Source organism: Lysobacterales bacterium (assembly GCA_016721845.1).
Taxonomy (GTDB): Bacteria; Pseudomonadota; Gammaproteobacteria; order Xanthomonadales; family Ahniellaceae; genus JADKHK01.
Genome location: JADKHK010000013.1, coordinates 1,136,508 through 1,156,509, shown reverse-complemented (window position 1 = coordinate 1,156,509; position 20,002 = coordinate 1,136,508). Strand labels below are relative to the sequence as shown.

Here is a 20,002-nt window from a genome sequence, read left to right as displayed (position 1 = left end):
GTTCAGTCCTCGACATCGAGTGATTCGACGTACATCAATTCGCAGGCGCCATGCCCGCCATCGTCACGGCGGAGCGAACTGCGCCAGCGCCAGCCATCGCTGCGGCTGGCTTCCACCAACACGCCCCGGGCGTGCACGCGTTGTCCGCTGCGCAGTCCGGCAATCTGTCGCGCGATCATCGCGTTCGCAGGGATCACGTGCACGTTCGCGGCCGAGCGCGTGATTTCATCGGCCGGAATGGGCGGCGCGTCCTGCCAGCGCCAGGACAGGAATCGTGCGGATTGCGACAGCGCGAGTCGATCGATCACGGCGGTGTCGGACATGCGCCCCCAGCCGATGCCGAGATCGTACGGGGCCAGCGCCGATTCGGCATCCCAGCGATAGCGCGAGACCAGCAGCACACGCGCCTCGAATTCGAAATCCGCAAGCGGCTGCAGCGTGAAATCGTCGCGCACGATCGGCGCCGAGCGGGCCGGTTCGCGTTGCTGTGGTTCGTTCGTGACCAGCACGCCCGGCGGACGGGCCAGCGGTCGATGCGCGTAAAGATCCCAAGCCTGATGAATACCGAGCAGCAAGATCGCCGCGATGACGACGCGTCGTCCCATCAATCCGATTCCAGTCGCAACCTCGAGCCGTACTGTAGCTGGAAGTTCTGGAACGCATACCGCGTGCGGCGCTGCGGTTTGCAGTCGAGACGCTGCACAAGGTCGCGCAGGTCGCGTTCGATCATGGCCTGGGGCGCGGAATCCAGTGCCACGAACGCGCCAGGTCGGCCTTGCGTATCGATTTCCACGAGGTATTCGACCAGTCCATCGACTGGCTGGCGAACCGGTTCGTTGTGGCGAATGGGCAGTTCGGTCAGCTTGCAGTCGTCCTCGTCGTCGATCCAGTCCGGATGTCGAGGTTCGTTCCGCCGAACGCCCGCTTCGTAGCTGGGTCCGTGCTTGTCGAGCAAGGTCATCAGTCGCGACTCGATGGCGTCTTCGCGATCACGCCCGATGCGCGCATACAAGTCGTTGAGCAGGGCCAGTCGAAACTGGATTTGCCGACCGCTCCGCTTTTCGGTCGGTCGAACAAAATGCGTATACACCTGCGCCCAGCCCATCGCCTCCATGTCGTCGCCGATGGCGGCATAGGTCAGCGCGACCTTGTAGGCCGCGGTCAGGCGCCCGCCGTCGAACGCGCGTGTCAGCCATTTAAGGGCCTTGCCCGGGTCATAGGCAAACACGGCCGCGCCCTTGCGACTCGACTGGCGATGCAGCGAACCGACGTCGTACATCGCAAACGAATTGCCCGCGTCGGCCGCCGACTGGATGCGAGCCGCGGCTGCCTTCGTCGCTTCGTCGTTCTTGGCGCCGATGACAAGCATCAGGTCGCCTGGGGCGATCGGGGCGGCCGCCATGGAATGATCTGCTGCGCAACAAAGGCTCGCGGCCAGGAGCACCGGGATCAGGAACTTCAAATTCATCAGGGAGCGCCTTGAGGATGACGAGTTACAAATTGTATCGGAGCAATGCGACCGGCCGATGTACCGATCGGCGTGATCGACCGCTCGTTTCAACGATCTGTCGCGAACTTGGCCGTCCGCCAATCCGTCCCCGCTGAAGGACATGTCACATCATTCGAACCCGTCGCCGAACACATTGCGCCGGTGCTTCACGGCGAAAACGTCCGTTGCGAGGTTGGCGTCGGTCGGTGTGTTCGGCAGATTGGTGGCGGTGCTGTCCAGCACCAGGACAGAGCCGTCGGCATTCATCGCCACGCCGGCGCTTGAGCCGTTCGCGGCGGTCTCGGGCGGTGCAGAAGCAACACTGAGGGCGGTGAGCTGGCGTGAGCCCGTTTCGAGCATGAATACGTCTTCGCCTCCATTGGTATCTTGCAACCCGGCTTTCAGATTCGTGCCCTGCGAAGTGAACATCAACCAGGCGCCGTCTTGGCTAAGCCGTGCCGCTCGCGACAGTCCGGACGCCGTGACCGTGGTCGACCCGTTGGCTCCCGAGATCAAGCTCGTGCTGCCGGCGATTCGGTCAAACAGGTACAGGTCATTGGCGCTGTTGTTGTCGGTCACGCCGGCCACCAGATTGGTACCTTGGGTGCTGATCACGAAAAAGCGACCGTCGGCGGACAATTGCCTCGGCGTCACCGTCTGGAGCGCACCCATCGTCGTGGTCTGCGAGCCGTTGACGCCCGAGAGCAGGCGTCGCGATCCTGTACTTCGATCGAGCAGGAACACATCATCGGTGCCGACGCCGTCGACTTGGCCCGCGATCATGTTGGTGGCGCGTGTGTTCATCACCACCCAGCGTGCGTCAAGGCTCATGACCGCGTTGTTCAATTGACTGTTCGCCGCCTGGTTGGGCTGCCCGGCGGCGGATGACAGTAACTCGCTGGTGCTGCTCTGCCGATCGAACAGAAAGGCGTCGAAGGTGCCGTTGGTATCGGTGACGCCGGCAACGAGGTCTGAAGCACTGCTAATGAACAGGACGTAGCGTCCACCCGGACTGATCTGCATCGGCAGCGAAGAATTTGTGCTGGTCGACGCCGGATTGCTGGCCGAGCGCGATACCAGTGTGCGCGTATTCGTGCTGGTGTCGAACAGAAAGATGTCGGCGTCGCCGTTGGTGTCCTGCAGACCGGCTACGAGATCGGTGGCGTACGAATGGAAAACGACCACGACGCCAGTCGCGTCGATCGCCGTTGGGTCGAAAGCAAACGAACTGGCATTGCCGGTTTGCAGGGTCGAAGCAGCCGCATGCGACACGAGTCTGTTCGTCCCGTTCTGACGGTCGAACAGATAAATATCGCAAGCACTGTTGTTGTCCGTCACGCCGGCGACGAGGTTCGTGGCGAGCGTGAGAAAGACGACGTAGCGACCGTCGTCGCTGACGGCGCGCGGAAAAGATTCCCCGTTCGCAGTCGTCGTGGTCGTTCCGGCGGCACGCGATACCAGAATGGTTGTCCCTGTGGTGCGGTCGCGCAGGAATACGTCGGCCGAGTTGCTGGTATCGGACTGACCGGTCACCAGGTTGGTCGCCGTGCTTCCGATCAAGACCCATCGACCATCACTGGAGACCGAGTGGGTCGTGCTCGCCGCATTGGCGGTGCTGCTGCCCGAGGCGACGACGGACTGTGTCGACAGTTCGAACTCCTGGGCGGCTGCCGACTCGATTGACAGCGTGACGGTCAGCATGACGGCGACCAGCGTTCGTGCGATCGATGACGACATCGGAATGCTCTTTTTCACGACAACGATCGTAGACTGCACGAATGATCGAGTGATCGCCATACCTAGCGACGCCGTTCGACGATTTGAAACAAAAAGGCCGCCTCTCGGCGGCCTTTTTGTCTTCGCGTTGGCGCGCGGGTTAGGCGGCTTTGGCAAGCTGGCGCAGGACGTAGTGGAGCAAGCCGCCGTGGCGGTAGAACTCGACTTCCTTCGGGGTTGCCAACAGCACCTTGACCTTGAAGCGCTTGTCGGCACCATCACCCTTGGCGACGACTTCGATTTCCTTTGCGGCGCCGTCGTTGAGGCCGGCGATCTCGAAGGATTCCTTGCCGGTCAGGCCGAGCGTCTGCGCGTTCTGGCCGTCCATGAACTGCAGCGGCAGCACGCCCATGCCGACCAGGTTCGAGCGGTGGATGCGTTCGAAGCTTTCGGCGATGACCGCCTTGACGCCGAGCAGCATCGTGCCCTTGGCCGCCCAGTCACGCGACGAGCCCGTACCGTATTCCTTGCCGGCGATGACCACCAGCGGCGTGGCATCGGTTTTGTAACGCATGGCCGCATCGTAGATCGAGAGCTTGTCGCCCGTTGGAACGTGAATCGTGTTGCCGCCTTCCTCGCCACCGAGCATCAGGTTCTTGATGCGGATGTTGGCGAAGGTGCCGCGCACCATCACGTCGTCGTTGCCGCGACGCGCGCCATACGAGTTGAAGTCGGCCTTGACCACGCCGCGGCCCTGCAGGAAGGCGCCTGCGGGTGAGGTCGCCTTGATGTCGCCGGCGGGCGAGATGTGGTCGGTGGTGATCGAATCTCCGAACACGCCGAGCACGCGCGCACCGTGGATGTCGTGGATCTTGCCGACCGCCATGGTCATGCCTTCGAAGTAGGGCGGATGCTTGATGTAGGTCGACTCGTCCCAGCGATAAAGATCGCCCTCCGGGCTTTGCACGGCGTTCCAGCGGCTGTCGCCCTTGAATACATCGGCGTAGTTCTTGTGGAACATGTCCGGACCGATGGTGGCGAGAATCGCGTCGGAAATTTCCTTGTTGCTCGGCCAGATGTCGCGCAGGTAGACCGGATGGCCGTTGGTGTCAGTGCCGAGCGCGTCCTTCGTCAGGTCGATGTCGACGGTGCCGGCAATCGCATAGGCGACCACCAGCGGTGGCGAGGCCAGGTAGTTCATCTTCACTTCGGAATGCACGCGACCTTCGAAGTTGCGGTTGCCGGACAGCACCGATGCGACCACGAGGCTGCCGTCGGCGATGGCCTTGCTCACTTCGGACGGCAGCGGGCCGGAGTTGCCGATGCAGGTGGTGCAGCCGTAGCCGACGACGTTGAACTTCAGTGCTTCGAGTGCTTCGATCACACCGGCTTTCTTCAGGTAGTCGGTGACCACCAGCGAGCCCGGTCCGAGCGAGGGCTTGACCCAGGGCTTCACCTTGAGCCCCCGGGCAACGGCCTTCTGCGCGAGCAGACCGGCGCCGAGCATGACTGCCGGATTCGATGTGTTGGTGCAGGAAGTGATCGCCGCGATCACGACCGCGCCGTCTCGGAGCACGAAGTCTTCGCCGTTGATCGAGGACTTCGCAGCCGCAGATGCATCGTGACCGACCGCAGTGTCGCCGCCTTCGTTGGCGAAGCGATCGAGCGAGGTATCGCGCGGCTTGCGATTGCCGACCAGGCCACCGAGGTTGTCGCGGAAGTTCTTCTGCATGTCGGACAGCAGGACACGATCCTGCGGGCGCTTCGGGCCGGCCAACGAAGGCTTGACCGTGGCCATGTCGAGTTCGAGCACGGCGCTGTAGTCGGCATCCGGCGCAGCCGCATCACGCCACAGGCCCTGGGCCTTGGCATAGGCTTCGACCAGTGCGATCTGGTCGTCGCTGCGACCGGACAGGCGCAGGTAGTTCAGCGCTTCGCCGTCGATCGGGAAGATGCCGCAGGTCGCGCCGTATTCGGGCGCCATGTTGGCGATCGTCGCGCGATCGGCGAGCGCCAGATGGTCGAGGCCCGGGCCGAAGAATTCGACGAACTTGCCGACAACGCCGTGCTTGCGCAACATTTGGGTGACGGTGAGCACGAGGTCGGTGGCTGTCGCGCCTTCCGGCAGTTTGCCGGTCAACTTGAAGCCCACGACCTGCGGGATCAGCATCGATGAAGGCTGGCCGAGCATCGCGGCCTCGGCCTCAATGCCGCCGACGCCCCAGCCGAGCACGCCGATGCCATTGATCATCGTGGTGTGCGAATCGGTGCCGTAGACGGTATCCGGGAAGGCGAAAGTTTCGCCGTGTTCGTCCTTGGTCATGACGACACGGGCGAGATGCTCCAGATTGACCTGGTGCACGATGCCGGTACGCGGCGGCACCACCTTGAAGTTGCGAAAGGCCTTCTGGCCCCAGCGCAGGAAGGAATAACGTTCGCCGTTGCGGCCGAATTCGATCTCGACGTTCTCGTCGACCGACGTCTTCGTGCCGAACTTGTCGACCTGGACCGAATGGTCGATGACCAGCTCCGACGGGATCAGCGGATTGATCTGCTCGGGCTTGCCGCCGAGCTTGGTCACCGCGTCACGCATCGCGGCGAGATCGACCACGCAGGGCACGCCGGTGAAATCCTGCAGCACCACGCGTGCCGGCATGAAGCTGATTTCGGTGTCTGGCTCGGCCTTGGCCACCCAGTTCGCGACCGCCTCGACTTCCTTCATCGTCACGTTGACGCCGTCTTCGAAGCGCAACAGGTTCTCGAGCACGATCTTCATCGAGAACGGCAGGCGCTTGATGTCGTGCTTCTGCCCGAATTTCGCCAGCGAGTAGTAGCGGTAGTTCTTGCCGTTGAGGCTCAGCGTATCGAGCACCGAGAAGGTATCGCGCATGGTGTTTCCTTTGCGGAACAGAAGGTTGCGGGGAGGGCGCCGAGATGTTCCAACGCCAAAGGCGCACGATTATCGCGCGAAAGCGCTGCGGCCGCCAAACGCCGGCGTATGTGACTTCAGTCCGGTCCGCCGAGCGTGCGTGCCATCGCCAGCCAATTCCTGCGGCGCCAGAACAATCGCCAGCCATTGCCGCCGACATGGCGCCACATCGCGGCTGCCCGGATGGCTGCGAGCAGCAAGGCGCGGACGTGCTGGACCGTGCGCTCCTGCTGCAGATGCAAGGGCGTGCCGTGCACCATCACCCGCGGCTGCAGGTTGCTGACGGTCTGCAGATAGGCCTCGGACAGCCGCGCACGCACGTTGTCGTGCTGGCCGCCGAATGCGGCGCGGGCCCGTTCGATGTCGTCGATGCGCCCGCGCAGTTCTGCGGCCAGTTTGGCATTCGTCATCAGCCGGCGTTCCAGTCGAAGCACCGTGATGCCCATGCGCATCACCGCATCGCCGGGATTGCGGTCGAGCTGCCGAGCGGCGATCTTCAAGCCGGTGCCGATGCGCGCAGGTGGGTACAGCGTCTCGGCATCGGTGCTGTCGATCGCGAAGATGGCATCGATCACGACCTCGCTCTCGTCGCCGTCGCAACGACCGGTCTCGGCGAGTTGCTGCACGCCATGCAGTGCCTGGAACATCGCGGCGAAAGCGATGACCTGCTCGCGATCGGCGTTCATGCCAGGCCACCGTAAGCGGCGTCCGTCGCTGCGATCACGGCGCCGCCGAGACATTCGTCATCGCGATAGAACACGACGGACTGGCCCGGCGTGACCGCGCGCTGCGGCTGCGCGAACTGAACCGCGAGCGTGCCGTCGTCACGAAGGTCGACGGTGCAGTCCTGGTCGGGTTGGCGATAGCGGGTCTTGGCGCTGCATCGGAATGACGTGCCCGGTATCGTGCCGGAAACCCAACTCGGCGAGTGCGCTGCCAGTCGGGTCGAGAACAGCAGCGGATGCGCCGTGCCCTGCACCGCGACCAGCACATTGCGAACGATGTCCTTGCCGACCACGAACCAGGGTGCCTCCGGAAAGCCGCGCACGCCCCCGATGCCGAGCCCTTCGCGTTGCCCGATGGTGTAGTAGCAAACGCCTTGGTGCTGGCCGATGCGTTGGCCCTCGGGGGTTTCGATGGCACCGGTCTGGGCCGCGAGGTAGCGCGACAGGAATTCCCGGAAGCGGCGCTCGCCGATGAAGCAGATGCCGGTCGAGTCCTTCTTCGCGAAGGTCGGCAGCCCGGCGGCTTCGGCGATGCGCCGAACCTCGGGCTTCGGCAGGTGACCAATCGGAAACAGCGTGCGCGACAACGCGGCCTGGCCGATCAAGTGCAGGAAATAGCTCTGGTCCTTGTTCGGGTCGGCGCCGCGCAGCAGACGGAAACGCCCGTCGATCTCGTCAACCTGCGCGTAGTGTCCGGTCGCAATCTTCCCGGCACCCAGATCTTCGGCGTGTTCGAGAAAGGTCTTGAACTTGATCTCGCGGTTGCAGAGCACGTCCGGATTCGGCGTGCGTCCGGCGCGGTACTCGGCGAGGAACGTCTCGAACACGCCGTCCCAGTATTCGGCCGCGAAATTGCGGGTATGGAACGCGAGGCCGATGTGCTTGCAGACCGCCTCGGCGTCGCGTGCGTCCTGCTCGGCCGGGCAGAGGCCGAGTGCGTCGTCTTCGTCTTCCCAGTTCTTCATGAACATGCCGGCGACATCGGCGCCGGATTGCCGAAGCAGCAACGCGGCCACCGACGAGTCGACGCCGCCGGAGACGCCGACCATGATGCGATCACCGCTCATGGTGCGACCGGGAACCGCACATGCTGCAGCCGATCCATCGGTCCGGCGCCGTTTGCGAGGTAGTCGCGCAGGCTGTGCGCCACCATCGGGCTGCGATGTGGGACCGGATGGGTCGCAAGTTCCTCGGCGCTGAGCCAGAGCGCGCGCTCGATCCCGCGGTCCAGGGGGCGTCCGGCGTCGTGACCGAGCGGCGTCGCCGCCAGGGTCACGCGCATGAAGCTGACGCCATCGACCGGACTGGTCCACAGGTAGATGCCGACGAGTCCGCTCGGCTGCACCCGCCAGCCGCTCTCTTCCAGCGTCTCGCGGACCAGGGCATCGACCAGGGATTCGCCCGCCTCGAGGTGTCCGGCGGGCTGGTTCAGCACCAGTTGGCCGCGTACTCGTTCTTCGATGAACAAGAATCGACCCTCATCTTCGACGATGGCGGCGACAGTGACGTCGGGTTTCCAGATTTCACGTTCGGACATGGGGGTTCGCAGCATCAAGCCCGGGATTCTATCGCAGCCGTCACGATGCACTTGAATCGGGACCACGTGGGGCCATCTCCGGAGCGCGTGCGCGTTGACGGGCGCGACATATACTTCGCCCATGACGTTCACGATCCGCAACATGTCCACTTCCCCCACCGATACCGATCGCCAGCAGGGCACGGTCGTCGAGGAGGCCCGGCCCGAGGTGGCGAAGCCGCCGATGTACCAGGTCGCCTTGCTCAACGACGACTACACCCCGATGGAATTCGTGGTCTCGGTTTTGCAAATGTTTTTCGCGATGGACCACGCGCGCGCGACGCAGGTGATGCTTCACGTGCACACTCGCGGCAAGGGCGTATGCGGCGTATTCACGAGGGAAGTGGCAGAAACGAAAGTGACGCAGGTCAACGAGTTTTCCCGCAGCCATCATCATCCGTTGATGTGCACGATGGAAAAGCTCTGAGGAGTCGAACATGTTCAGCAAGGATCTCGAGCAAACCCTGGCGCAGTGCTACAAGGATGCGCGCGAACGCCGACACGAGTTCATGACGGTCGAGCACCTGTTGCTGGCGCTGCTAGAAAATCCGTCTGCGGCTGGTGTCCTGCGTGCCTGTGGCGCCGATTTCAAGAAGCTCGCGGCCGATATCCGCAGCATCATCGCCGAGACCGTGCCGGTATTGCCGAGCGGCGATACCCGCGATACCCAGCCGACGCTCGGTTTCCAGCGGGTGTTGCAACGGGCCGTGTATCACGTGCAGTCCAGCGGTCGTTCGGAAGTGACCGGTGCCAATGTGCTGGTCGCGATCTTCGGCGAGAAAGACTCGCACGCGGTGTATTTCCTGAACCAGCAGGAGATCTCGCGCCTCGACGTCGTCAACTTCATTTCGCACAAGATCGCCAAGATCGGCCATGAGCCGAAGCCGGGCGAGTCCGCCGAAGCCGCCAAGCAGGAAGGCGAGGGGGGCGACGAGGCGAAGGGCAATCCGCTTGGCGAGTTCACGGTCAATCTCAACGAGCAGGCCCGCATCGGCAAGATCGATCCGCTGATCGGTCGCCAGGACGAGGTCGAACGCACGATCCAGGTCCTGTGTCGACGTCGCAAGAACAACCCGCTGTTCGTCGGCGAAGCCGGCGTCGGCAAGACCGCGATTGCCGAAGGCCTGGCCCGGCGCATCGTCGAAGGCAGCGTGCCGACCGTGCTCAAGGACGCGGTGATCTATTCGCTGGACCTCGGCGCGTTGGTCGCGGGCACCAAGTATCGCGGCGATTTCGAGAAGCGATTGAAAGCCGTGATTTCGGAGTTGAAGAAGGAGCCGAACGCGGTCCTGTTCATCGACGAGATCCACACCATCATCGGCGCCGGTTCGGCCTCGGGCGGAACGATGGATGCGTCGAACCTGATCAAGCCGGCATTGACCTCGGGCGAGATGCGGTGCATCGGCTCGACCACGTTTCAGGAGTTCCGCCAGATCTTCGAGAAGGATCGGGCATTGGCGCGCCGATTCCAGAAGATCGACGTGGTCGAACCGACCATTGCCGACACCCTGGAAATCCTGAAGGGCCTGAAGTCGCGCTTCGAGGAATTCCACCAGATCGAATACACCCCGGATGCGCTGAAGGCAGCGGTGGATCTGTCCGTCCGGCATATCGGCGACCGCCTGCTGCCGGACAAGGCGATCGACGTCATTGACGAGGCAGGTGCACGGCAGCGCCTGGTGCCGGAAGCCGATCGCAAGTCCACGGTCGATGTGCCCGAGATCGAATACATCATTTCGAAGATGGCGCGGATTCCGGCCAAGCAGGTGTCGGTGTCGGATCGCGAAGTGCTGCGCAACCTCGACCGGAACCTGAAGATGGTCGTGTTTGGCCAGGACGAGGCCATCGACGCACTCGCCGCGGCGATCAAGATGGCGCGATCGGGTTTGGCCAATCCGGCCAAGCCGATCGGCGCCTTCCTGTTCGCGGGGCCGACCGGCGTCGGCAAGACCGAAGTCACGCGCCAGCTTGCGATGCAACTTGGCATCGAACTGGTGCGTTTCGACATGAGCGAATACATGGAGGCGCATTCGGTGTCGCGCCTGATCGGTGCACCTCCCGGCTATGTCGGCTTCGACCAGGGTGGTCTGCTGACCGAGGCGGTGGTCAAGCATCCGCATGCGGTGGTGCTGCTCGACGAGATCGAGAAGGCCCATCCCGATGTGTTCAATATCCTGCTGCAGGTGATGGACCGCGGCACCTTGACCGACACCAATGGCCGCGAGGCGAATTTCAAGAACGTGGTGCTGGTGATGACCACCAATGTCGGTGCCGCACAGGCCGCGCGGCGGACGATCGGTTTCGTCCATCAGGACCATTCGACCGATGCGATGGAAATCCTGAAGAAGGCGTTCTCGCCGGAATTCCGCAACCGCATCGACGCCATCATCCAGTTCAAGGCGCTCGACATCGAACATGTGCTGCGGGTGGTCGACAAGTTCCTGATCGAACTGGAAGCGCAGCTGCACGAGAAGCACGTGTCGCTGTCGGCCGGGCCGGATGCACGCCGCTGGTTGGCCGAGAACGGCTTCGATCCGATGATGGGCGCGCGTCCGATGGCGCGCATCATCCAGGACAGCATCAAGCGTCCGCTCGCGGACGAATTGCTGTTCGGCAAGCTGGTCGATGGTGGCCGAGTCGACATCAGTGTGCGCGACAACAAGCTGGTCCTCGACTGTTATCCGGAACCGGCCAAGGCCCCGCCCGAACCGGCCGAGGTCACGTCCTGACGCCGATGCCAAAAAGCAAAACGCCGCGAGTGATCGCGGCGTTTTCGCATGCGGTTACGGCAGGCATCACTTCATGCGGTAAGTGATGCGACCCTTGCTCAAATCGTAGGGCGTCATCTCGACCTTGACCTTGTCGCCGGTCAGGATGCGGATGTAGTTCTTGCGCATGCGTCCCGAGATGTGCGCCGTGATCATGTGGCCGTTGTCGAGCTTGACGCGGAACATCGTGTTCGGCAGCGTCTCGGCAACCGTGCCTTCCATCTCGATCTGATCGTCTTTGGACATGCGTTCCAGCAAAAGGGGTGAACGAAGGGCGCGGATTCTGACACGGAAGGGCTGAGTGTCAACGTTTTCTCCATTCAGAGGGCCAGTTCCGATGCGGTTCTGAGCCCGAAATCGACCGCCCAACGCGGGTTTTCGGGCAATTGCCGGCACAGGCGATCCAGCCCGGCGACAAAGTGTGCGCGTTCGAGCGGTCGTGCCCCCAGCCGCGCGAGATGCCCGGATTCGACCTGTCCGTCGAGCCAGACAAAGCCGGCCTCGCACAAGGTCCTGGCCAGCGCGAAGAACGCGATCTTCGACGCATTCGTGCGCCACGAGAACATCGACTCGCCGAAGAAGACGCGGCCGATTGCCAGACCATACACGCCGCCGACGAGTTCGTCGTCCTCGAGGACTCCGATGCAATGGGCATGACCGAGCCGATGCAGGTCCAGGTACGCGGCGCGCATCGCGGCAGTGATCCAGGTGCCGTCGGCGTAGTCGCGCGGCGCCGCGCAGGCGTCGATGACGGCCGCGAAATCCTGATCGACCCGCACGGTCCATCGGCAGGTGCGGGCGAAGCGGCGGAAACGCGAATTCGGGCGGGTGACGTCGAGTTCGAAGATCGCGCGCGGCTGCGGCGACCACCACAGGATCGGTTCGCCTTCGTTGAACCACGGAAAGATGCCGGATCGGTAGGCGAGCAGCAGTCGTTCCGAGCTCAGGTCGCCGCCGGCGCAGAGCAGACCGTTGGGTTCGTCCAATGCCTGCTCGACCGGCGGAAATGGCAGCAGCGGGGTGCGCGGCAGGATCTGAATTCGGATCATCGATCAAGGCCATAGGGTGAGTGCCGCAACACCGCCTCGCGATAGCGTTCGAGTCCGCGGGCTTCGCGCTGCAGGTAATCGGCGATCGCGAGGCGGAATCCGGGATGTGCGAACCAGTGGCGTGAATGCGTGCGTGTCGGCAGGAAGCCGCGCGCGATCTTGTGCTCGCCCTGGGCGCCGGGCTCGAAGACCTGCAGACCTTGCGCGATGGCGTGCTCGATGCCCTGGTAATAGCAAGTCTCGAAGTGCAAGCCGGGCGCGTTCTCGACACAGCCCCAATAGCGGCCGTACAACGTCGACGCACCCTGCAACATGAACGCGCAAGCGAGCGGCGCATCGCCGCGATGGGCGAACACGGCCAACGTATGCCGCGGCAGTGTGCGGCAGATGCGTTCGAAGAAGTCGCGCGTCAACGCCGGGGTATTGCCCTTCTCGGCGAAGGTCGACACATAGGCACGATGCAGGAAATCAATGTGCGCCGTGTCGAGTTCGTGGCCGCAGCGCCGCTCGAACCGCCAGCCATCGCGGACCAGATGCGCACGTTCCTGGCGGATGTTCTTGCGCTTCTTGGCATTCAGCGCATCGAGGAAGTCGTCGAAATCGCGATAGCCGCGGTTATGCCAGTGGAACTGCCAGTCGAAGCGTGGCAGCCATTCGGCAGAGAACGCGGTGCATTCGGACTCCGGAAGGAAATTCACGTGCGCCGAGGACCAGCCGCGTACCCGCGTGTCGTCGGCCAACGTCGCCGCCAATGCGGCGCGATCCGCTTCGGTGCGCGCCAGCAGACGCGGACCGGTCACCGGCGAGTAGGGCACGGCGACCAACCGCTTCGGGTAGTAATCGCCGATTGATCGCTCGTAGGCGTCGGCGAAGGCGAAGTCGAACACGAACTCGCCGTGCGAATTGGCTTTGCGATACGCCGGTGCCGCGGCGACCAGGACGCTGTCGCGCCACAGCGTCAGGTGTTCGGCACGCCAGCCGAGATCCCGGCGCAGGCTCCCGGATCGTTCGATCGCATTGAGGAAGGCATGCGCGACGAAGGGATGATCGTCGCCGCGCAACGCATCCCATTCCGCCGCCGGCACGGCGCGATGCGATCGAGCCAGCGGACGGCGACGGACACGCCGGATTCAGCTCAGGCCGATCTGATCGAGATATTTCTCGGCGTCGAGCGCGGCCATGCAGCCGAAGCCGGCCGAGGTGATGGCCTGGCGATAGACCTGGTCGGCGACATCGCCGGCCGCGAACACGCCGGGAATGCTGGTCGCGGTTGCACCGCCGTCAATGCCCGTGCGCACGCGCAGGTAGCCGTTCTTCATGTCGAGCTGGCCGTCGAACAGCTGGGTGTTCGGCGAGTGGCCGATGGCGATGAACACGCCCATCAAGGGCATCTCGCGCGTCGTGTTCTGGTCGACATGGCGGATGCGCATGCCGGTGACGCCGGAATCGTCGCCCAAGACCTCGTCCAGCGTGTGGTCCCAGATCAGTTCGATCTTGCCGGCCGCGGCTTTCTCGAACAGCTTGTCCTGCAGGATCTTCTCGGCCTTGAGTTTGTCGCGGCGATGGACCAGCGTCACCTTGCGGCAGATGTTCGACAGGTACAGCGCTTCTTCGACAGCGGTGTTGCCGCCACCGATCACGGCCACGTCCTGGTCGCGGTAGAAGAAGCCGTCGCAGGTGGCGCAGGCGGAAACACCCTTGCCCTTGAAGGCGTCCTCTGAAGGCAGTCCAAGGTACTTCGCGGTCGCACCGGTCGCGATGACCAGCGCGTCTGCAGTGTATTCGCCATTGTCGCCGATCAATCGGAACGGACGCGTCTGCAGGTCGGCAGTGTGGATGTGGTCGAAGATGATTTCGGTGTTGAAGCGTTCGGCATGGGCCTGCATGCGCGTCATCAGGTCCGGACCGAGCAGTCCGTGGGCATCGCCGGGCCAGTTGTCGACCTCGGTGGTGGTCATCAACTGACCGCCCTGCGCCATGCCGGTGATCAGCACCGGCTTCAGGTTGGCGCGCGCGGCGTAAACGGCGGCGGTGTAGCCCGCCGGTCCGGAGCCGAGGATCAGCAGGCGGCAGTGCTTCGAAGTGCTCATGTATGATTCCGTGGTGACGTTCGGGTGCCGGCGTGCGGCGACAAGCCTGCAGCATGCGGGTGCGCGGCATCGATATCAAGGCTCGGATGATGGCGGTCGTCGGTCGACGCGGCCATGATCCCCAACGCATCGGGAACTCGTGACGAATCGCAGCAAGGAGCCGGCCGCCGAGGCCGAACCATCCGTTTGGGAACAGCGCCTGCGCGAAGCCGCGGTGTTGATGCTGATCCCGTTGATCGTCTATCTCGGCGTTTGCCTCTACACCTATCAACCGGGCGATCCGGGCTGGTCGCATGCCGGCTCGGATGCGCCGATCCAGAACCTCGGCGGCAGCGTCGGCGCCTGGATCGCCGACCTCAGCCTGTATTTCTTCGGCGGCATGGCCTTCGCATTCCCGCTGATGCTGGCCGCGATCGCCTGGCGCCTGATCCGCGACGAAACAGCCTTGCCCGGCACGAAACACGATTCCGCGTGGCTGCTGCTCGGCGCCGCGGGCTGGATCGCCAGTGGCGCGGGGCTTGCCCATCTGCATTTCTTCGAAGCCGCGTCGCCCTTGCCGGCGAACGCCGGAGGCGTGGTCGGCGCCCTGTTCGGCGATTTGCTGCGATCGGCCGCGGGCGAACTGGGTGCGACCCTGTTCCTGTTCACCGTCTTCCTGGTGATGCTCACCCTGTTCACCGGCATTTCCTGGTTCCGCCTGATGGAGGCGATCGGCGACGCCGTCTTGCGTGCTATCGCGACGCTGCGCAGCTTCTGGGAAGGCCGCGAGGAACGCCGTGCCGTGCGTGAGGTGCGCGAAGAGCGCGAGGAGGTCCGCAAGGTCGAGAAGGTCAAGCAGGCCAAACGCGAGCCATTGAAGATCGAGCAGCCGACACCGCTGGTCGAAAAAAGCGAACGCGCCGAGCGCGAATTGCAGATTCCGCTGTTCACCTCGTTGCCGGCCGGCGAATTGCCGCCGCTGTCCCTGCTCGATGATCCGAAGCCGCAGCCGAAGGGCTATTCGGAGGAAACGCTGGAGACGCTGTCGCGCCAGGTCGAATTCAAGTTGCGAGATTTCAAGATCGATGCCCAGGTGGTCGGCGCCTATCCGGGGCCGGTGATCACGCGGTTCGAGATGCAACCGGCGCCCGGCGTGCGTGGCGGCCAGATCAGCAACCTCGACAAGGACATTGCGCGCGGCTTGAGCGTGCAGTCGGTGCGCGTGGTCGACGTGATTCCCGGCAAGTCGGTGATCGGCCTCGAAATACCGAACGTCAATCGCGAGATCGTCTATCTCTCCGAAATCCTGCGCTCGAAGGAATACGACAAGCTGACCTCGCCGCTGGCGCTGGCGCTCGGCAAGGACATCGGCGGGCGACCGAGCGTGGTCGACCTGGCCAAGATGCCGCATCTGCTGGTCGCCGGCACCACCGGCTCCGGCAAGTCGGTGGCCTTGAACGCGATGGTGTTGTCGCTGTTGTACAAGGCCACGGCGCAAGACGTGCGCATGCTGATGATCGACCCGAAGATGCTGGAATTGTCCGTGTATCAGGGCATTCCGCATTTGTTGGCACCGGTCGTGACCGACATGAAGGAGGCCGCGAATGGCCTGCGCTGGTGCGTGGCTGAAATGGAGCGCCGCTACAAGCTGATGAGCGCGGTCGGCGTGCGCAACCTGGGCGGTTTCAACAAGAAGATCCAGGATGCCGAAAACAGCGGTCATCCGATTCTCGATCCGTTGTTCAAGCCGGTGCCGGACATGCCGCAGTTGTCGGCGGAGGCATTGGAAACCTTGCCCTATATCGTCGTCATCATCGACGAGTTCGCCGACATGATGATGATCGTCGGCAAGAAGGTCGAGGAACTGATCGCGCGCCTGGCGCAGAAGGCGCGCGCCGCCGGCATCCATCTGATCCTGGCGACGCAGCGGCCATCGGTCGACGTGATCACCGGCCTGATCAAGGCCAATATCCCGACCCGCATCGCCTTCCAGGTCTCCAGCAAGATCGACTCGCGGACCATCCTCGACCAGAGTGGCGCGGAGCAACTGCTTGGGCACGGTGACATGCTCTACCTGCCGCCAGGCACCGCCACGCCGGAACGCGTGCACGGCGCTTTCGTCAGCGACGACGAGGTGCATCGCGTCGTCAAGCACCTGCGCTCGATGTCGAACAAGCCTGACTACATCCCGGGCGTGCTCGATGAGGTCCAGATGCTCGGCGACGGACAGGTGATCGGCGCGACCGGCTTGCCGGAGGCGAATGCCGAAGGCGAGGGCGGCGAGTCGGACGCGCTTTACGATCAGGCCGTGCGCATCGTCACCGAGTCGCGGCGCGCGTCGATTTCCGGGGTCCAGCGTCGACTCAAGATCGGCTACAACCGCGCCGCGCGCCTGATCGAGGAAATGGAAGCCGCCGGCATCGTCAGTGGTCCCAGCCACAACGGCAACCGCGAAGTGCTGGCCCCGCCGCCACCGAAGGATTGAGCCGCCAGCGCGGGTTCAGCGCCTGGCCTGCAGTATCTGCGTCGCGGGGCGGAGCCCGCTCCCACAAGTTCCCGGTGAAGTTTGTCTGGACGTCATGTAGAGGCGGGCTTTTGTGGGAGCGGGCTCCGCCCCGCGATCTCGAGCGCCTCGGAGCCTATCGATGAGAATGTTTCTGTTGTCCCTGCTGCTCTCGAACTCGGTGCTGGCCGCCGATGCCCGCGCTCGCCTCGAAGCGTTTGCCAACGGCCTGAACGCGCTCAGCGGCGAATTCACGCAGACCACGTCAGATGCGAACGGCGAGGTCCAGGAAGAATCGCGAGGCACCTTGGCGCTGGCCGCGCCGCGCCAGTTTCGCTGGCAGTACGACGACCCGTTTCCGCAACTGATCGTGGCCGATGGCAACAACGTCTGGATCCATGATGAAGACCTCGAACAGGTCACCGTGCGCAACCAGAGCACTGAGGAGTCGCAATCGCCGCTGACCGTGCTCGTCGACCTGTCACAACTCGATCGCGACTACGTCGTGCAGAACCTGAAGGACCATGATGGTCTCGCCTGGCTCGGCCTGACGTCGCGTGCCAAGGAACCGCCGTTCAAGCGTGTCGAGATCGGCTTCGACGGCAACAGTCCGCAACGCATGCTGCTCGAGGACCTGCTCGGCAATCGCACCGAGTGGGCGTTCTCGAAGTGGCTGCGCAACCCGACGCTCGCCGTCGACACCTTCAAGTTCGTGCCACCCGCCGGAGTGGATGTGATTGGCGAAGCGGTCGAACCCGCCCAGGCCATTCCATTGCAGTGAGCATTACACTCGGCGGATGACGAAACGCCGAAGCCCGCAGCCCGATCTGTTGCCCGAACCCGAGACCCTGAAACCGCTGGCCGAGCGCATGCGGCCGCGGTCGCTGGACGATTTCGTCGGGCAGGACCGGTTGCTGGCACCGGGCACGGCGTTTCGGCGCGCGATCGAATCCGGGCGCGTGCATTCGATGATCCTGTGGGGGCCGCCGGGTTGCGGCAAGACCAGCCTGGCGCGGGTGCTGGCGCGTTATGCCGATGCCGAGTTCCTGTCGATTTCGGCCGTGCTCGGCGGTCTCGCGGAGGTGCGCGCGGCGCTGGCCGAAGCGACCCAGCACTTCGCCGCGGGCAAACGCACGGTCCTGTTCGTCGATGAGGTGCATCGCTTCAACAAGGCGCAGCAGGACGCGTTTCTGCCGCACATCGAACGCGGCACCATCGTCTTCGTCGGTGCGACGACCGAGAATCCGTCGTTCGAATTGAACTCTGCGCTGCTGTCGCGCTGCCGCGTGCATGTGCTCGACATGGTCTCGGTCGAGGCCATCGTGACGGCGTTGCGACGCGCGCTCGCGGATCGCGAACACGGCCTCGGCGAACTTGATCTGCAGATCGACGACGCGGCATTGACGGAAATCGCGCGTGCCGCCGACGGCGACGTGCGTCGCGGCCTGACCCTGCTCGAAATCGCCGGCGAACTGGCCGAGCACGGACGCATCGAAGCGACCGTACTCGATCAGGTGCTGGCCGATCGCGTACGTCGCTTCGACAAGGGCGGCGAAGCGTTCTACGACCAGATCTCGGCGCTGCACAAGTCGGTGCGCAATTCGAATCCGGACGCTGCGCTGTACTGGATCGCGCGGATGTTCGACGGCGGCTGCGACCCGGCCTATCTGGCGCGGCGGCTCACCCGCATGGCGGTCGAGGATGTCGGGCTGGCCGATCCCTCCGCGCTGGAGAAGACGATCGCGGCGTGGGAAGCCTACGACCGGCAGGGCAGTCCGGAGGGGGATCTCGCGTTGGCCATGGTCGCGGTCTATCTCGCGATGGCGCCGAAGAGCAATGCCGCCTATTCAGCCTATGGTGCCGCGAAGAAACTGGTCGCCGACACTGGTTCGCTACCGGTGCCGGTCGCGTTGCGCAATGCGCCGACGAAGCTGATGAAGGAACTCGGTTACGGCGCCAATTATCAGTATGACCCGGACGTGGAAGGCGGCATCGCGTATGACCAGCGCTGCTTTCCGGACGATCTGGGCGAACGGCGGTTGTATGCGCCGACCGGCAATGGCATCGAGGCACGTATCCGCGAACGCCTCGAACAGATCCGCGCCGAGCGCGCGAAGGCGGTGCAGCGATGAGCTGGACGAATCTGCTCGCGGTCGCCGGTGGCGGTGCGCTGGGTGCGAGCACGCGCTACGGCGTCAACCTGCTGTTCGTGCGTCACGGTTGGTACGGTTTGCCGGCGGCGACCTTCGCGGTCAACGCGATCGGTTGTTTCCTGGCCGGCCTGCTGCTGGTCTGGCTCGACACGCGGCTGCATGATGCGGTGTGGTGGCGAAACCTGTTGATGGTGGGCTTCCTCGGCGGCTTGACGACGTTCTCGGCGCTCGGCGTCGAAGGTTTCCAGTTGCTGCGCGCGAACCGCATCGACCTGTTCGCATGGACCATGCTGGCGCATGTCGGCATCGGCGTGCTGGCGGTGTCGGTTGGCTGGAAACTCGGTCAGATGACCTTCGTCCATTGACAGCTTCGTTCGATGGCGTAGTTTCCTCCTGCGCGATTTGCGCTCGATGGGGGAGATCGACATGAGGAAGCTGCTGGCCGCGGTGCTCGCGGGCATTGTGGTGTGGATGTGGGGTGCGGTGTTCCACATGCTGACGCCGTTCGGCACCGTGGATTTCAAGAACGAAGTAGCTGGCGAACAGGCGGTGATGGCGGCGATGAAGGCCGAGTTTACCCAGGGCGATGGCATCTACATCCTGCCCAGCATGAACCTCGTGGACCATGGCGACGAGGCCGCCGCGAAGGCTTGGGCAGAAAAGGCCAAGACCGGCCCGTATGCATGGGTGGTCTACAAGGCGAACGGACTTCCGGGCGATCCGGCCGCGATGGGTCCGCAGATCTTGCACCAGTTGCTGACGTCGACGATCGCGGCCTTCCTGCTTGCCGTCGTGCTGGGCGCGGTGCCCGGCAGCTATGCGAAGCGCGTCGGTGTCGCGACGGTCATCGGCCTGTTCGCGTGGCTGTCGATCTCGGTACCGCAATTCACCTGGTACTACTTCCCGCGCAATTTCGCCTTCGTCGGCGCGCTGGAGCACGGGGTGGGCGCGTTGCTGGCGGGCTTGATCCTCGCCAAACTTGTGAAACCCGCAAACGGCTAGGAAGTTGGCTGCGCGGAACCCGG

The 20,002-nt window shown here is 63.9% G+C and carries 18 protein-coding genes; 7 read left to right on the top strand and 11 right to left on the bottom strand.

What is annotated here, in order from left to right; translation table 11 throughout:
* Positions 1-2 precede the first annotated feature (2 nt).
* The 7 genes from IPP28_12605 to IPP28_12575 form a co-directional block, all read right to left on the bottom strand.
* Entirely contained in the window at positions 3-605 is a 603-nt protein-coding gene (locus IPP28_12605) for a hypothetical protein (protein MBL0041854.1), read from the bottom strand.
* Complete coding sequence (locus IPP28_12600; protein ID MBL0041853.1) at positions 605-1,402, bottom strand: hypothetical protein; 798 nt, start codon at positions 1,400-1,402, stop codon at positions 605-607. Before IPP28_12600 ends, IPP28_12605 begins: the two co-directional genes overlap by 1 nt.
* A gap of 216 nt (positions 1,403-1,618) precedes the next feature.
* Positions 1,619-3,382 (bottom strand): hypothetical protein, encoded by a 1,764-nt coding sequence (locus tag IPP28_12595; GenBank protein MBL0041852.1) that lies wholly within the window; start codon positions 3,380-3,382, stop codon positions 1,619-1,621.
* The gene (gene acnA, locus IPP28_12590; GenBank protein ID MBL0041851.1) at positions 3,366-6,095 is read right to left on the bottom strand and encodes an aconitate hydratase AcnA; all 2,730 of its coding nucleotides are present in this window, start codon (positions 6,093-6,095) and stop codon (positions 3,366-3,368) included. Before acnA ends, IPP28_12595 begins: the two co-directional genes overlap by 17 nt.
* Before the next feature lie 116 nt (positions 6,096-6,211).
* A complete protein-coding gene (gene hflD / locus IPP28_12585) occupies positions 6,212-6,820 on the bottom strand; it encodes a high frequency lysogenization protein HflD (protein ID MBL0041850.1) in 609 nt (202 codons plus the stop codon).
* Complete coding sequence (gene mnmA / locus IPP28_12580; protein MBL0041849.1) at positions 6,817-7,926, bottom strand: tRNA 2-thiouridine(34) synthase MnmA; 1,110 nt, start codon at positions 7,924-7,926, stop codon at positions 6,817-6,819. The genes hflD and mnmA overlap by 4 nt, the downstream gene beginning before the upstream one ends.
* Positions 7,923-8,396, bottom strand: coding sequence for an NUDIX hydrolase (locus IPP28_12575; GenBank protein ID MBL0041848.1), 474 nt, complete (start codon positions 8,394-8,396; stop codon positions 7,923-7,925). Before IPP28_12575 ends, mnmA begins: the two co-directional genes overlap by 4 nt.
* Positions 8,397-8,538: 142 nt before the next feature.
* Here IPP28_12575 and clpS point away from each other — a divergent pair, with 142 nt between their 5' ends.
* Positions 8,539-8,862 carry an ATP-dependent Clp protease adapter ClpS gene (clpS, locus tag IPP28_12570; GenBank protein ID MBL0041847.1) on the top strand — a complete coding sequence of 108 codons (324 nt, stop codon included), beginning with the start codon at positions 8,539-8,541 and terminating at the stop codon, positions 8,860-8,862.
* A 10-nt stretch (positions 8,863-8,872) separates the two neighbouring features.
* Positions 8,873-11,164, top strand: coding sequence for an ATP-dependent Clp protease ATP-binding subunit ClpA (gene clpA / locus IPP28_12565; protein MBL0041846.1), 2,292 nt, complete (start codon positions 8,873-8,875; stop codon positions 11,162-11,164).
* A 66-nt stretch (positions 11,165-11,230) separates the two neighbouring features.
* Here clpA and infA read toward each other — a convergent pair whose 3' ends face one another.
* The 4 genes from infA to trxB all read right to left on the bottom strand — a co-directional run bounded on the left by infA (position 11,231) and on the right by trxB (position 14,342).
* On the bottom strand, positions 11,231-11,449 hold the full coding sequence (gene infA / locus IPP28_12560) for a translation initiation factor IF-1 (GenBank protein ID MBL0041845.1): 219 nt from the start codon (positions 11,447-11,449) through the stop codon (positions 11,231-11,233).
* Between the two features lie 74 nt (positions 11,450-11,523).
* Positions 11,524-12,252 carry a leucyl/phenylalanyl-tRNA--protein transferase gene (locus tag IPP28_12555; protein ID MBL0041844.1) on the bottom strand — a complete coding sequence of 243 codons (729 nt, stop codon included), beginning with the start codon at positions 12,250-12,252 and terminating at the stop codon, positions 11,524-11,526.
* Entirely contained in the window at positions 12,249-13,358 is a 1,110-nt protein-coding gene (locus IPP28_12550; protein ID MBL0041843.1) for an N-acetyltransferase, read from the bottom strand. The genes IPP28_12555 and IPP28_12550 overlap by 4 nt, the downstream gene beginning before the upstream one ends.
* Before the next feature lie 24 nt (positions 13,359-13,382).
* The gene (gene trxB / locus IPP28_12545; protein MBL0041842.1) at positions 13,383-14,342 is read right to left on the bottom strand and encodes a thioredoxin-disulfide reductase; all 960 of its coding nucleotides are present in this window, start codon (positions 14,340-14,342) and stop codon (positions 13,383-13,385) included.
* A 220-nt stretch (positions 14,343-14,562) separates the two neighbouring features.
* Here trxB and IPP28_12540 point away from each other — a divergent pair, with 220 nt between their 5' ends.
* From IPP28_12540 to IPP28_12520, 5 genes are all read left to right on the top strand, one after another.
* Positions 14,563-16,806, top strand: a complete 2,244-nt coding sequence (locus tag IPP28_12540; protein MBL0041841.1) for a DNA translocase FtsK 4TM domain-containing protein — start codon at positions 14,563-14,565, stop codon at positions 16,804-16,806.
* 160 nt (positions 16,807-16,966) lie between these two features.
* The gene (lolA, locus tag IPP28_12535) at positions 16,967-17,605 is read left to right on the top strand and encodes an outer membrane lipoprotein chaperone LolA (protein ID MBL0041840.1); all 639 of its coding nucleotides are present in this window, start codon (positions 16,967-16,969) and stop codon (positions 17,603-17,605) included.
* Between the two features lie 16 nt (positions 17,606-17,621).
* On the top strand, positions 17,622-18,956 hold the full coding sequence (locus tag IPP28_12530; protein MBL0041839.1) for a replication-associated recombination protein A: 1,335 nt from the start codon (positions 17,622-17,624) through the stop codon (positions 18,954-18,956).
* Positions 18,953-19,342: a CrcB family protein gene (locus tag IPP28_12525; GenBank protein ID MBL0041838.1), complete on the top strand. Its 390-nt coding sequence runs from the start codon at positions 18,953-18,955 to the stop codon at positions 19,340-19,342. Before IPP28_12530 ends, IPP28_12525 begins: the two co-directional genes overlap by 4 nt.
* A 61-nt stretch (positions 19,343-19,403) precedes the next feature.
* Positions 19,404-19,979, top strand: a complete 576-nt coding sequence (locus IPP28_12520) for a hypothetical protein (protein MBL0041837.1) — start codon at positions 19,404-19,406, stop codon at positions 19,977-19,979.
* Positions 19,980-20,002: the final 23 nt, after the last annotated feature.

Coding starts and splice junctions, on each gene's coding strand:
- IPP28_12540 (MBL0041841.1), top strand. CDS start 14,563: ATGCTGATCCCGTTGATCGTCTATCTCGGCGTTTGCCTCTACACCTAT.
- hflD (MBL0041850.1), bottom strand. CDS start 6,820: ATGAACGCCGATCGCGAGCAGGTCATCGCTTTCGCCGCGATGTTCCAG.
- IPP28_12600 (MBL0041853.1), bottom strand. CDS start 1,402: ATGGCGGCCGCCCCGATCGCCCCAGGCGACCTGATGCTTGTCATCGGC.
- IPP28_12605 (MBL0041854.1), bottom strand. CDS start 605: ATGGGACGACGCGTCGTCATCGCGGCGATCTTGCTGCTCGGTATTCAT.
- IPP28_12520 (MBL0041837.1), top strand. CDS start 19,404: ATGAGGAAGCTGCTGGCCGCGGTGCTCGCGGGCATTGTGGTGTGGATG.
- clpA (MBL0041846.1), top strand. CDS start 8,873: ATGTTCAGCAAGGATCTCGAGCAAACCCTGGCGCAGTGCTACAAGGAT.
- infA (MBL0041845.1), bottom strand. CDS start 11,449: ATGTCCAAAGACGATCAGATCGAGATGGAAGGCACGGTTGCCGAGACG.
- clpS (MBL0041847.1), top strand. CDS start 8,539: ATGTCCACTTCCCCCACCGATACCGATCGCCAGCAGGGCACGGTCGTC.
- trxB (MBL0041842.1), bottom strand. CDS start 14,342: ATGAGCACTTCGAAGCACTGCCGCCTGCTGATCCTCGGCTCCGGACCG.
- lolA (MBL0041840.1), top strand. CDS start 16,967: ATGAGAATGTTTCTGTTGTCCCTGCTGCTCTCGAACTCGGTGCTGGCC.
- IPP28_12575 (MBL0041848.1), bottom strand. CDS start 8,396: ATGTCCGAACGTGAAATCTGGAAACCCGACGTCACTGTCGCCGCCATC.
- acnA (MBL0041851.1), bottom strand. CDS start 6,095: ATGCGCGATACCTTCTCGGTGCTCGATACGCTGAGCCTCAACGGCAAG.
- IPP28_12530 (MBL0041839.1), top strand. CDS start 17,622: ATGACGAAACGCCGAAGCCCGCAGCCCGATCTGTTGCCCGAACCCGAG.
- IPP28_12555 (MBL0041844.1), bottom strand. CDS start 12,252: ATGATCCGAATTCAGATCCTGCCGCGCACCCCGCTGCTGCCATTTCCG.
- IPP28_12525 (MBL0041838.1), top strand. CDS start 18,953: ATGAGCTGGACGAATCTGCTCGCGGTCGCCGGTGGCGGTGCGCTGGGT.
- mnmA (MBL0041849.1), bottom strand. CDS start 7,926: ATGAGCGGTGATCGCATCATGGTCGGCGTCTCCGGCGGCGTCGACTCG.